The sequence below is a fragment of the Lishizhenia sp. genome, assembly GCF_033720595.1.
Classification (GTDB): domain Bacteria; phylum Bacteroidota; class Bacteroidia; order Flavobacteriales_D; family Crocinitomicaceae; genus Lishizhenia.
Map to the genome: position 1 here is coordinate 1 of NZ_JAWWCF010000071.1, position 13,182 is coordinate 13,182.

At 37.5% G+C, this 13,182-nt stretch carries 12 protein-coding genes; 6 read left to right on the forward strand and 6 right to left on the reverse strand.

Annotated features, from left to right (window positions below; all coding sequences use genetic code 11):
- The 6 genes from R3333_RS06800 to R3333_RS06825 form a co-directional block, all read left to right on the forward strand.
- Positions 1-1,200, forward strand: a 1,200-nt coding sequence (locus R3333_RS06800) for a Na+/H+ antiporter NhaC family protein (RefSeq protein WP_318958036.1), incomplete at its 5' end; no start/stop codon positions are given.
- Positions 1,201-1,276: 76 nt separating this feature from the next.
- On the forward strand, positions 1,277-3,277 hold the full coding sequence (locus R3333_RS06805) for a dehydrogenase E1 component subunit alpha/beta (RefSeq protein WP_318958037.1): 2,001 nt from the start codon (positions 1,277-1,279) through the stop codon (positions 3,275-3,277).
- Between the two features lie 127 nt (positions 3,278-3,404).
- On the forward strand, positions 3,405-4,091 hold the full coding sequence (locus R3333_RS06810; RefSeq protein ID WP_318958038.1) for an aspartate kinase: 687 nt from the start codon (positions 3,405-3,407) through the stop codon (positions 4,089-4,091).
- Positions 4,092-4,260: 169 nt separating this feature from the next.
- Complete coding sequence (locus R3333_RS06815) at positions 4,261-6,390, forward strand: S46 family peptidase (RefSeq protein WP_318958039.1); 2,130 nt, start codon at positions 4,261-4,263, stop codon at positions 6,388-6,390.
- Positions 6,391-6,473: 83 nt separating this feature from the next.
- The gene (locus tag R3333_RS06820; RefSeq protein WP_318958040.1) at positions 6,474-7,079 is read left to right on the forward strand and encodes an ACP phosphodiesterase; all 606 of its coding nucleotides are present in this window, start codon (positions 6,474-6,476) and stop codon (positions 7,077-7,079) included.
- A gap of 97 nt (positions 7,080-7,176) precedes the next feature.
- Entirely contained in the window at positions 7,177-8,562 is a 1,386-nt protein-coding gene (locus tag R3333_RS06825) for a transporter substrate-binding domain-containing protein (protein WP_318958041.1), read from the forward strand.
- On the opposite strand, the gene R3333_RS06830 is transcribed toward R3333_RS06825, so the two are convergent.
- From R3333_RS06830 to R3333_RS06855, 6 genes are all read right to left on the reverse strand, one after another.
- Complete coding sequence (locus tag R3333_RS06830) at positions 8,552-9,445, reverse strand: FKBP-type peptidyl-prolyl cis-trans isomerase (protein WP_318958042.1); 894 nt, start codon at positions 9,443-9,445, stop codon at positions 8,552-8,554. The genes R3333_RS06825 and R3333_RS06830 overlap by 11 nt on opposite strands.
- Positions 9,446-9,456: 11 nt before the next feature.
- Positions 9,457-9,984 carry an FKBP-type peptidyl-prolyl cis-trans isomerase gene (locus R3333_RS06835; protein ID WP_318958043.1) on the reverse strand — a complete coding sequence of 176 codons (528 nt, stop codon included), beginning with the start codon at positions 9,982-9,984 and terminating at the stop codon, positions 9,457-9,459.
- The gene (locus R3333_RS06840; RefSeq protein WP_318958044.1) at positions 9,978-10,994 is read right to left on the reverse strand and encodes a bifunctional oligoribonuclease/PAP phosphatase NrnA; all 1,017 of its coding nucleotides are present in this window, start codon (positions 10,992-10,994) and stop codon (positions 9,978-9,980) included. The genes R3333_RS06835 and R3333_RS06840 overlap by 7 nt, the downstream gene beginning before the upstream one ends.
- Positions 10,995-11,001: 7 nt before the next feature.
- On the reverse strand, positions 11,002-11,889 hold the full coding sequence (gene dapA, locus R3333_RS06845; RefSeq protein ID WP_318958045.1) for a 4-hydroxy-tetrahydrodipicolinate synthase: 888 nt from the start codon (positions 11,887-11,889) through the stop codon (positions 11,002-11,004).
- Positions 11,886-12,329, reverse strand: a complete 444-nt coding sequence (locus tag R3333_RS06850; protein ID WP_413468677.1) for a DUF6913 domain-containing protein — start codon at positions 12,327-12,329, stop codon at positions 11,886-11,888. The genes dapA and R3333_RS06850 overlap by 4 nt, the downstream gene beginning before the upstream one ends.
- A partial coding sequence (locus R3333_RS06855) for a helix-hairpin-helix domain-containing protein (RefSeq protein ID WP_318958047.1) occupies positions 12,322-13,182 on the reverse strand: 861 nt, incomplete at its 5' end. The genes R3333_RS06850 and R3333_RS06855, both read right to left, overlap by 8 nt.

The following is a 13,182-nucleotide window of genomic DNA, read 5'->3' on the forward strand; positions in this document are numbered from 1 at the left end:
ATTGCTTTCATCACAACATGGATAGGTGCCGAGCTGACATATATTTCAGATGGAGTAAATAAAATTACAGCTGCAGGTGGAGAAATTACAGAAGGTGCTTACGGAATTTTCATCAATTCTCTCGCCTACTCCTTCTACCCTATTTTCACGCTTTTCTTTATGTTCTTTATGTTGTACAAACAAAAGGACTTCGGGCCTATGCTTCGTTTTGAACGCAAAGCTTTGAAGGAAGGTGTAGACTACGGAGCTGATAACGACGAATCAACCCTAGATTTAAAAGAATTTGAAACCAAACAAGGCGTGAAACCAAAAGCGTTCAACGCTCTACTTCCTATACTAACCGTAGTGTTCGGTACAATAATTGGCCTTGTATATACGGGACTTACAAGTTGCGAACAACAAATTTTAGATACTGGTGCAAGTATCAATGGAAGCGTTTGGGCGAACTTAAACTTATTAGACGTTAGTGCAGATGGTTTTTTCAGAAAACTAGGATTAGTCATTGGAAACGCAGACTCTTATGCTGCTCTACTTTGGTCGAGTTTAAGTGGATTAACCTTGGCTATTCTCTTAACGGTAAGTCAAGGAATAATGGATTTGAAAGACACCATGGAATCTGTTATGACTGGAATTAAAACGATGTTGCCTGCCATTGTTATTTTGGTTCTTGCTTGGTCTTTAGCCAACGTTACAGAAGAATTACACACCGCCGATTACCTGAAAAGTTTCTTTGCTGGAGAATTTAAACATGTTTGGATCATCCCAAGTTTAACCTTTGTATTGTCGGCCATCATTGCCTTTTCAACAGGTTCTTCTTGGAGTACTATGGCCTTAATGTATCCACTTGTAATTCCATTATCATTTACTGTTGCCAGTGATGTTTTAGATTACGACGCAACCCTTATTATGTACAACACCATTGCAAGTGTTTTGGCTGGTTCTGTTTTAGGAGATCACTGTTCTCCCATTTCCGATACTACTATACTGAGTAGTTTGGCAAGTTCTTGTAATCATATTAATCACGTCAAAAGTCAAATGCCGTATGCATTAACTGTAGGTGGAGTTGCTTTATTCTTCGGTATTATACCTGGAGCCTTGGGCATCTCCTCTTTCATCACTATGCCATTGGGTATTGTCATCCTCTATTTAGTGGTTCACTTCTTAGGAAAAGACATTGATAATGAGGTGGCTAAAAAATAGTTTGTAAAAGCTGGCTTCAGCTTGAGAACATTGTGAATAATAAATCTATTTTTGTCTTAAAAGTAAAATATTTAACATGGATATCCTTGAAAAAAGATCTATAACCTACGATAGAACTGCGTTTTCTGATCAGGAATTAAAGGACATATATACAGCGATTTTAAAACCGCGTTTGATTGAAGAAAAGATGCTCATCTTACTTCGTCAGGGTAAAATTTCTAAATGGTTCTCTGGATGGGGACAAGAAGCTATTTCAGTAGGAGCGGCTTTAGCAATGGATGAAGATGAATTCATCTTACCTATGCACAGAAATTTAGGGATATTCACAACACGTGGAATTCCTTTGAACAGACTTTTTGCTCAATTTCAAGGAAAAATGTCGGGCTTCACTAAAGGAAGAGATAGATCTTTCCACTTTGGAGCCAAAGACTATAAAATTGCCGGAATGATTTCTCACTTAGGTCCGCAATTAGGTATTGCCGATGGTATAGCCTTAGCCAATAAAGTGAAGGAAAACAAAAAAGCAACGATCGTATTTACTGGAGACGGAGGAGCATCTGAGGGTGATTTCCACGAATCGTTAAACGTAGCTGCCGTTTGGAAGCTACCGGTAATCTTTACAGTTGAGAACAACTGCTGGGGATTATCAACACCTAGTTCAGAACAATTTGCCTGTAAACAGTTTATAGATAAAGGAATTGGATACGGAATGAAAGCCGTACAGATAGATGGTAATAACATTTTGGAAGTAATCTCTACAATTAGAGAATTAGCCAAAGAAATGAGAGAAAATCCTGCTCCTGTTCTTCTGGAATGTATGACCTTCAGAATGCGTGGTCATGAAGAAGCTTCAGGAACAAAATACTATCCAGAAGGAATTCAAGAAGAATGGCAAATAAAAGATCCTGTTGCCAACTTTGAATTGTACTTAAAAGAAGAAGGAATTATAGACGATGCTTTTGTGAAGGATTTGACAAAGAGCATCAAGAAAGAAATACAAAACGGACTAGACATCGCCTCAGCAGAGGAGAAAGTTGTTCCCAATACTGAAAAGGAAATAGAAGATTTGTTCGCTCCATACAAGCAACAAGTTATTGCACCGGTTTCTGAAAGCACTTCGGAAAAACGTTTGATTGATGCTATTTCTGATGGATTAAAACAATCCATGCAGCGTTTCCCAGAAACAATTATCATGGGACAAGATGTTGCCGAATACGGAGGTGTATTTAAAATCACTGAAGGATTCGTAGATCTTTTCGGAAAAGAAAGAGTAAGAAATACTCCTCTTTGTGAATCTGCCATTGTGGGAACAGGTCTAGGATTGAGTATGCAAGGAATGAAGGCTGTAGTAGAAATGCAATTTGCTGATTTCGTAACCTGTGGATTTAACCAAATCGTTAACAACTTGGCTAAAATTCACTGGCGTTGGGGACAAAATGCGGATGTAGTTGTACGCATGCCTACGGGAGCTGGTGTTGCTGCCGGACCTTTCCATTCACAAAGTAATGAAGCATGGTTCTTCCACACACCAGGATTAAAAATACTATACCCATCTTCACCCGCAGAGGCTAAAGGACTCTTGGCTGCCGCGATAGAAGATCCAAACCCTGTAATGTTCTTTGAGCACAAATTCTTATACAGAAGTATTAAAGAAGAAGTGCATGACGATTACTACACCCTAGAAATTGGTAAAGCCAATACCGTTAAAGAAGGTAAAGACCTTAGTATTATTACTTACGGTTTAGGTGTGCACTGGGCCAAAGAAATTGTGGCTGAATCTGGAATTGATGCCGAGATTATTGATTTAAGAACTCTAGCACCTTTAGATACAGACGCTATTTACGCTTCTGTGAAGAAAACAGGAAAATGTTTGGTCTTACACGAAGATTGTATGACTGGAGGAATTGGTGCTGAAATTAGTGCATTGATTACTGAAAACTGTTTTAAGTTCTTAGACGCACCCGTTAGACGTGTAGCTTCTTTGGACACTCCAGTGCCGTTTGATGCAGGTTTGGAAATCAATTTCTTACCCAAAGAAAGGGCATTGACTGCTATAAATGAATTAATGGAGTACTAAATTTTAATAAAAAGTACTTGTTTGTGTTAAAATATTATATGTATATTTAACACGAAATCGAAATGTGAGTTTATTTTTGAAATAAATGTTAATTTCGCTCACGTTTTTAGAATTTATTTACAACCGCATGCTGACAATTGGAAAAATAACAGAAACAATAATCAATAGGTCTCCATTTTTAAGAGAGGCATTGACAGAAGATTTAATAAACGTTTCAGCTTTAGCAAGAAAAATAAAGCCTGAAATAGAAGAAAACCTTAAGAAAGAAATTAAGGAAGGCGCCATAATTATGGCCATTAAACGTATGACGCCAGGTTTCTATCACAAGATTGACTTGAAGATTAGAAATTTTATGGGAAGTTTAGGAGATTTCTTGGTACGAAGTGATTTGGAGGACTTCACTTTTGAAAACTCTGATACGCTTACGATGCGTCAGATGGAATTAATGCAAATATTAGCCGATAAACGCGATACGTTTTACGCCGTGTGTAGAGGGGTTAGTGAAACTACCATCATTACCTCTTCTTCTTTGGCGCAGGATATTCGCAAGGTATTTAGTACAGAGAAAGAAATTTCACACTCACCAGATTTGGCCAGTGTAACGGTTAAACTTCCTACCGTGAATACAGAGATTAGTGGTATTTACTACTACATCTTAAAACACTTAGCATGGGAAGGAATAAACATTGTTGAAATCGTATCTACAACCAATGAGTTTACCATCGTTGTAAATTCAAATGATATCGACAGTACTTTCTCTACATTAATGCAATTGAAAAAATTAAGTAAAACAGCAGAAGTTGAAGAAGCTTAATTAGAAATAAGAAGTTGAAGAGCCCCGTTATTCGGGGCTTTTTTTTTGCCCGATAGCGAACACTCCCTCCCCATTCAACCAATAAACCCATCCATCTACTATTCATCACAATACACAACGCATATTTGCGAGAACCTGTTATTTTTGTGGAAAATCAAAAAAAACAATAATGAAATTAAAACTATTTGCATTAGCTTCATTTTTATTCTGTTTAAATGTTGCCAAAGCCGACGAAGGTATGTGGCTTCCATTTTTATTGGGTAGAAACTATGAGGACATGAAAAAGCATGGACTTAACCTTACGCAAGAAGAAATTTACAGCATTAACAATTCATCAATCAAAGATGCCATTGTTAGTTTTGGTGGATTCTGTACAGCAGAGGTTATTTCTGACCAAGGTTTATTGCTAACAAACCACCACTGTGGTTATGACGCAATTGCTGGAGCTTCTACACCAGAACACAACTATTTAGATGATGGATTCTGGGCAAAAGAGAAAAGTCAAGAAATTCCAGTACCTGGTTTATTCGCTAATTTCGTTATTCGTATTGCTGATGTTTCTGAAGAAGTAAATAAGAACTTGAGTGAATCTATGACTTTGGCTGATAGACAAGCTAAAATCAAAGAGGTTACTGATATCTTGGTTAAAGAAGCTACAGAAGGAACACACTACGAAGCTTTTGTAAGAGATTTCTTCGAAGGAAATGAGTTTTACTTATTCGTTACAGAAAAATACAACGACGTTCGTTTGGTAGGTACACCTCCACAAGCGATTGGTAAATTCGGTTACGATACGGATAACTGGGTATGGCCACGTCACACAGGTGATTTCTCTATGTTCCGTATTTACGCAGGAAAAGACAACGCTCCCGCAAAATACGATGAAGGAAACATCGCTTTCACTCCACGTCACTCGCTTCCTGTTTCTATTAAAGGAGTTCAAGAAGGAGATTACGCAATGATTTTAGGTTTCCCTGGTTCTACAGATCGTTACCTTTCTTCTTACGGAATTGAGCAAGCGGTTAACTTAGAGCAACCAAAAAGAGTTGATGTGAGAGCGAAGAAGTTGGAGATCATGAAAAAATACATGGACCAAGACACTGAAGTTCGTTTGAAATACTCTTCTAAGTATGCACAAGTTGCGAACTACTGGAAATACTTTATCGGTCAAACTGAACAGTTGAAAAACAATAAAGTTGCCGACAAGAAAAGAGCAATTGAAAACCAATTCAATGCGTTTACTTCTAGCAAGGACTTGTACAAAGGTGTTATGAGCGATATCAAAAATGCTTACGCTACAACAAATGATATCGTTAACATCAAAGTATACCAATCAGAATTTATCTACTCTGTAGACTTAAACCTTAACGTATTCCGTTACACTTTCTTGAAGAAAGCTCACGAAGCTGGACAAACAGAAACAGTTGAGTCTTACAAAGCTCGTTTAGCGCAGTTGATGAACGAATTCTACACCAATGCAAACATGGAAATCGAATTCGAAATCTTGGAAGAAGTATTGAAAATGTACAACCAAGATGTTCCTACAGCACAACAACCAGCATTGGTTCAAAAGTTAGGAGATAAGAATGCAATTTCTAAGTACGTTGCTAAAATCAAGAAGAAGTCAGTATTTGCTAGCCAAGAAAACTTCGATGCTTTCATGAATAAATTCTCTATGAAGAAATTAATGAAAGATCCATTATACGTATTGATTGAATCTATCAATGCTGCTTACGCTGAAGCTACAGGAACTGAAGCCATCCAAACGGCAGAGGAGAAATTAGAAAGAGCCAACAGATTGTTTGTGAAAGGTATTCGCGAAATGATGCCAGAGAAGAAATTCTACCCGAATGCAAACTCTACGTTGAGATTGACTTACGGTAACGTTCTTCCTTACTCTCCAGCAGATGCTGTTACTTACCACTACACAACAACTTTGGGTGGAGTAATGCAAAAAGAAGATCCAAACAACCCAGAATTTGTAGTTCCAGCGAAATTGAAAACGCTTTGGGAAAACAAAGACTTTGGTCAATATGGAAACGAAGACGGTACATTAACGGTAAACTTCTTAACGAACAACGATATTACAGGTGGTAACTCAGGTTCTCCAGTAATCAACGCTGACGGTGAGTTAATCGGTACTGCATTCGACGGAAACTGGGAAGCAATGTCAGGTGACATCTACTTCGAGCCAGAAATCCAAAGAACTATTGTTTGTGACATCCGTTACGTATTATTCGTAATTGAAAAATATGGTGAGGCTACAAACTTGATCGAGGAAATGAATATCATTAAATAATCCAACATTCTTGGAGAAAAAAGGGAGGCTGAGGTCTCCCTTTTTTTATGTTTATCATTCACAAATTAGTTTATCTTTAAGAGATGAACTTTTTAGGACATCTCTATTTTTCTGGTAATGATACAGAACTGATGGTAGCCAATCTTTACGGTGATTATGTGAAAGGAAATAAACTTCATCTACTTCCACCTAAAATACAAGAAGGCGTTCGCTTACACAGGTCCATAGACAATTTCATAGATACCAATCCAGGAGTAAAAGAACTTTTCCATCATCTCTACCCCCTTCTACCGAAAATTGCCGGTATCGCTGTTGATTTATATTTTGATCATCTACTGGCAAAAAACTGGAAGAAGTACCACCCTCAAGATTTTAAAGATTTTGTAAATGCCTTTTACCAGCAAACGAATCATTTAGTTTATGAATATTCCCCTTCTTTTTTAATCATGCTTGATTACATGAAAAAAGGAGATTGGTTGTACAATTATAAAAATATTGAAGGGCTTGATAGCGCAGCGCGTGGGCTATCGAGAAGAATATCATTTCCGAACGATTTGTTCAAGGCGAAAGAGGTTTTTATAGAGAATGAGACCCTAATTACAACACACTTCAATAGTTATATGCAAGAGGCTGTGGATAATTTTTATTGTCCGGGTTCACAAAAATTACGTAATTTCAATTTGAAATAGAAAGTTTACTACTATCAGAAATTTCTCTACATACATAGCTGTACTACTAAGTATCAGCACCTTATTCTTCACAGCATGTGAGGTCAACACCAATAAAATGAAGGTGAAACCCGTGTCTAAAAACATGGCCAACACCATAAAAGTTGACTTAAAAGAAATAAAGGAACAAGATAAATTAGTGGTATTAGCCGAAAATTCTACTGCTTCTTACTTCATATACAGAGGTAAAAAGATGGGGTTGGAGTATGAGATTTTGAAAGAGTTTGCCGAACATTTGGGCGTACAACTCGAAATCAAAATGGTACACAACCTCGACAACATCATTGATTTATTGAATAATGGTGAAGGTGACATGATAGCCTGTAATTACACCGTAACAAAAGACAGAGCTAGATCCATCAACTTTACAGATGCTTACATGCGTTCTTCACAAGTTGTTGTGCAACGCAAACCCAAAGATTGGAGAGAACGCAACCGTAAAAAAGCCTGGAAAGAAGATGTTGTAACCGATCCTCTTGGATTGATTGGAAAAAAAATACATGTTTGGCAAAATTCTTCTTACTATGATAGACTCGTAAATCTACAAGATGAATTAGGAGATACCATCTACATCGAAGCGGTTGAAGGAGATGTTTTACCAGAACAACTCATAGAACAAGTTGCTGATGGTTTAATTGATTATACCGTAACAGATCAAAATGTAGCACTGATTAATAGTCGCTTCTACCCTAACATTGATATAGACTTAAACATTAGTGTTAAGCAACAAATCGCCTTTGGTATGCGTAAATCGAGTAAAGTGTTGTTGCATGAATTTAACCGCTGGTTAAAAGACTTTATGAAAACAAGCACCTTTGCTTACATCAAACATAAATACTTAGATATTTCGCAATTCTCATCGAAAGCACAGCATGAATTCTCTTCTCTAGGAGGAGGGAAAATTTCCAAATACGATAAGCTTTTCAAGGAAATCGCTTCAGATTACAAATGGGACTGGCGTTTATTGGCCGCTTTAGTTTACCAAGAGTCTAAATTTAAAACAGGACAAAAATCTTGGGCAGGTGCTTACGGACTCATGCAATTCATGCCAGGTGTTGGTCCGTCTTATGGTGTATACCCCACTTCACCACCAGAAACGCAAATTAGAGGTGGTATGAAAAAGCTCTACAAAAACTACGGTGATTGGCACATGATTACAGATTCTATTCAACGCATCAAATTCACCCTTGCCACTTATAACGCAGGTTTAGCACACATACAAGATGCTCAGCGTTTAGCAACCAAGTATGGTAAAAACCCTAATGTGTGGGACGACAATGTAGAGATCATTGCCTTGAATCTGAATAACCCGAAGTATTACAAAGACGAATTAGTAAGAAGTGGTTATTTAAGAGGTTCAGAAACCTACAACTACGTACGAGAAATCTTTGTTCGTTTCAATGAATATGAATCTGCTTTTGAAAAGGTTGAACCTAATTCTTAACGTCTAATATTATTAGGTCGTACATAATATCCTCGTTCGGCTTTACTTTTCCTTCTAATCCTTTAGCTCCATAAGCTTTTTCAGCAGGAATATGAACATATACCTTATCATGGTTCTTTCTTCCTTCTAAGGCTTTAACCAAAGCTGGTAACTCAGTTGTATTTGCCATATCTATATTGATAGGCTTCACATCTGCATAAGTATTTGCATAACGCGGCTGCGATGCTGAATGAGCAAAGTAATGTACTTTGATTTTACTGTTTGACTTTACAACAGCTTCGTTGGCTTCTTTACTTTCTTCTATGGTGTAGACCTTAATACCGTCCACATTAGCTGTAGGAGCGATTTTATCCAAGATATTTAAGTGCAAGTAATTATCTGCATTAGGCGGAACTAATCCAGGAATCCCCTTCTCTCCTCTAGCTAATTTTGCAGGTAAAAAGATATCTACCTCATCACCAACATGCAAATACTGCATGGCCAATTTCCATCCTTCAGTTTGAATATTCCATCCATAAGGATAAGCTATACTCGTCTTTTGAATCAAATGATTACCATCGTAAACTTTACCATCTTCCAAGGCATTTTTGTAATCTATGCGCAATACATCATACATCTCTACCTTTGGACCCTCACCCTTTTTATACCAAGTGATTTTAATTCCATTGTCCAAAACCAACTCACTAACAGTATCTTTTAGCTCAATCGCCAATGTATCGACGTTAGCATTACTTTCTGCTTCTGTCGTATCTATTACTTCAACATTTGTACTGTCTGAAGTTTCAAAAGGCGTATTACTTTCAACTTCTTTTACTCCATCTATAGTACAAGCAAAAACAATAGGGAATACCAAGAAAGGTACGAAGGTGTTGTTCAATTTCATTTTGGGTATCTTTATTTAGATGTAATCGCTGTTAATTCTATATCTGCTACAATCACTTCCAAAGGTGGAATTTCTTGCATATCTCCAAGTAGTCCGTGCGCTAAATGACTGGGCATAATAAATTTAGCTCTATCACCTACAGACATCATTTTTATTCCTTGATGCAAACCTAATTCTACATCACTTTTATCCACTTTGAAGCTACTCGTTGTATTTCCTTCACTTTGATAGACCGTATCTTCATCCAACAACTGAATTAGGAACTTAACGTGAGCTACTTCATCTTCTTGTATTGTTGGTCCAGCACTATCTTTGTAGATATCATACTGCAGTCCCGTTTCCGTTTTTTTCATCTCCAGTTCTGGATGACGTTTCAAATAGACCTTTATCTCCACCTCTTGTTCAAAGGCAAAACGCTGGTTCATCTCTACGGATTGATCCGTAGACCAACTCGTAGGTTGAGTATCTTCAACTTCTGGCGTTGAAGTACAAGCTGTAAATACAGCTAAAAACGGAAGTATGCGGAATGATTTTAGCAAAATTCTGGTAATACGGTTTTTAATTTTTCAATAGCTCCCTTTAAATCTTTGGTATACCTACCACCGGCTGCGTTTTTGTGTCCGCCACCATGGAAATAAGTAGAGGCCAAAGTGTTTACAGGATTATCTTCTCCTATAGAACGGAAAGAAATCTTAATTATTCCATCCGATTCTTTCAAGAAGATAGATTTGCGAATTCCTTCAATAGACAATACAGTATTTACTAATCCTTCTGTATCTCCTTTTTCATAATGGAAACGCTCTAAATCTTCTTTGGTTAAGTAGATAATTGCCGTTTTGTATTCGGGCAAAATCTCCAAGTTATTGCTGATGGCATAACCGTGCAATTGCAAACGGTTCACCGAGTTGTTATCGAAAGTGTTTTCGTGGATCTTGTTGTTCTCGATACCAAGCTCTAACAAATCTGCTACAATGCGGTGTGTTTTAGAAGTTGTACTCGAGAACCTAAAACTACCCGTATCTGTCATGATACCCGTATAAATGGCCTCACCACATGCTTTGGTAATTTTATCCTGATCTGCATTGGCTTCAATTAATTCATATATCAACTGAGCTGTAGAACAAGAAGAGGTATCTGAAAATACAATTTCGAATCCTTCCTCCTCGGGGTTAAGGTGGTGATCTATCATCACTTTTTTACCCGGAGCAGAAAGAAGGAAGGGCTGCATTTCATTGCCCACCCTTCCGAATGAATTAAAGTCTAAACAGAAAATTAAATCTGCAGCACTCAAATGTGCTTTCACCTCATCAATGTTATTTTCGAAAGACAAAATTTCATCCGTCCCATTCATCCAATGCAAAAACTTAGGAGCAGCATCGGGGTGACAGATGTGTAATTCACCTTTATACACTTCTTTTAAGTAGTGATACAAAGCAAGTGAACTCCCAATAGAATCACCATCGGGTGATTTATGAGCCGTAATTACTACCTGCTTGGCTTCCTTTAATAATTCGTTGAGTTGGTTGATTTTATCTTCTGTAAATACCATATGTCTGTTACGACTTTAAAATTGCTTGTGTTTCTTTCACTAATTCTGCTGCTAAACCTGCAGATACATTCACCAAAGGAAGACGTAAGTGCGTAGCACAAACTCCTCTTTCCTCTAAACAAACTTTTACTCCAGCTGGATTACCTTCTGCAAACATCATGTTGGTAATGTTGAACAACTTGTAGTGGTTTTCTCTAGCTGTTTCGTTGTCATCTGTCATGGCTGCTTTAACCATTGTAGAGAACACCTCTGGGAAAGCGTTACAAGATACAGAAATTACACCTTGTGCTCCTGAAACAAGCATAGGAAAAGTTAAATTGTCATCTCCTGAGATTACATCAAATCCTTCTGGCGCTCCTTGAATCAATTGCATGATTTGATCTAAATCTCCACATGCTTCTTTAATTGCTACGATGTTATCAAACTCACGTGCTAAACGCAAAGTTGTATCTACAGCCATGTTAGAAGAAGTTCTTCCCGGTACATTGTACAAGATAATCGGTAATTCAGTAGCTTCAGCAATCGCTTTGAAGTGCTGGTAAATTCCCTCTTGTGTTGGTTTATTGTAGTAAGGAGAAACACTTAAAACACCGTCAATAGCATCGTGATTCATGTTCTTCAACTGGTTTACGATAGCCATGGTATTGTTTCCTCCTACCCCAAATACGATAGGTAACTCCCCATTGTTTTCATCTGCAACGATGTCTAAAACATGTGCCTTCTCCTCTGGTGATAATACAGGGTTTTCTCCTGTAGTACCTTGTACCACTAAAAAGTCTGTTCCTCCTTCAATTTGAAGACGAACTAACTTTCTTAATCCTTGCTCATCTATCGTAAGATCAGCATTGAACGGTGTAATTAACGCTACACCTGCTCCTTTGAACATGTTATTCATTTGAACTTATTTATGTACTTATTACTTTTTTCTAAATATTTACTGATGTCTTGCTCCTCATCTGTTATTACCACATTGGATGCTTGAGAATTTACTCCAGAACGCACCAATTTGTATTCACTTTGATAAGCAGCTATTATCTTTTCTAGTTTCTTGTTTGCTTTGGTTTGACAACTCACTAAAGCAAAAGGGCGTCTCCCCCATTCTCCCGGCAAAGCTTTCTCATCTAACTTTCCAAACATGGAAAAAGATGCCGCTGTAATGAATTGTGTATCTAAGGTATTGCTTAAATCTTCCGGCAATTTCTTTCCTTTATACCACACCAAAACGTGAACCTTGTATTGCTCATTCGAAAAAGACTTTTCTATATCTCTTTTTAAGAGATTGGTCATGTCTTTACTTTCAAACTCCGTTAAAAAAACTATCTCGCGCTTACTCACCCGTTATCATTTTTTCAAGGTCCAACTCACTAATAATCTCTACGCCCAACTTGTTGGCTTTTTCTAATTTGGCAGGCCCCATATTATCACCTGCAACCAAGTAAGAAGTTTTGGCAGAAATAGAACCTACATTCTTTCCACCATTGTCTTCTATCATGGCTTTCAATTCATTTCTAGAGAATTTTTCAAAAACCCCAGAAATAACAATCTTCAATCCTTCTAACTTATTCGAAGCTTTTACCTCGGCTTCTGTTTCCAATTGCAAACCTGCCGTTTTTAAGCGCTCTACAATGGCTAAGTTTTCTTCGTTTTGGGCAAAAGCTATAATGCTCAACGCTATCTTATCTCCAATTTCATCTATGGCTATTAACTCATCGTAAGTCGCCGTTAGAATTTTATCAATGGTCAATAATGATTGAGCTATTTTCTTCGCTACAGTTTCTCCTACGAAACGAATACCTAAACCAAACAATACCTTCTCAAAAGGAACTTGCTTACTTGCTTCTATACCTTGTAACATATTATTGGCCGATTTATCTGCCATTCTATCCAAGGCTATTATGTCGTCGAAAGTTAAAGTATAAAGATCTGCATAATTTGAAATCAAACCTTTATTCACCATTAAACTCACGGTTTCAGTTCCGAGTCCGTCTATGTTCAACGCCTTGCGCGATATAAAGTGATCTATCTTTCCTATGATTTGAGGTCTACACCCTAAATCGTTTGGACAATAATGCTGTGCTTCTCCCTCTGTTCTTTTGAGTTCTGTTCCACATTCCGGACACTCCTCAATAAAAACAATAGGTTGAGCGTCTTCTGCTCTAGCTTCCAAGTTCACCCCAACAATTTTGGG

What these genes read in the sequence shown, in the direction of transcription:
- R3333_RS06805 (WP_318958037.1), top strand. Translation starts at nt 1,277, where the DNA reads ATGGATATCCTTGAAAAAAGATCTATAACCTACGATAGAACTGCGTTT.
- R3333_RS06810 (WP_318958038.1), top strand. Translation starts at nt 3,405, where the DNA reads ATGCTGACAATTGGAAAAATAACAGAAACAATAATCAATAGGTCTCCA.
- R3333_RS06815 (WP_318958039.1), top strand. Translation starts at nt 4,261, where the DNA reads ATGAAATTAAAACTATTTGCATTAGCTTCATTTTTATTCTGTTTAAAT.
- R3333_RS06820 (WP_318958040.1), top strand. Translation starts at nt 6,474, where the DNA reads ATGAACTTTTTAGGACATCTCTATTTTTCTGGTAATGATACAGAACTG.
- R3333_RS06825 (WP_318958041.1), top strand. Translation starts at nt 7,177, where the DNA reads ATGAAGGTGAAACCCGTGTCTAAAAACATGGCCAACACCATAAAAGTT.
- R3333_RS06830 (WP_318958042.1), bottom strand. Translation starts at nt 9,445, where the DNA reads ATGAAATTGAACAACACCTTCGTACCTTTCTTGGTATTCCCTATTGTT.
- R3333_RS06840 (WP_318958044.1), bottom strand. Translation starts at nt 10,994, where the DNA reads ATGGTATTTACAGAAGATAAAATCAACCAACTCAACGAATTATTAAAG.
- dapA (WP_318958045.1), bottom strand. Translation starts at nt 11,889, where the DNA reads ATGAATAACATGTTCAAAGGAGCAGGTGTAGCGTTAATTACACCGTTC.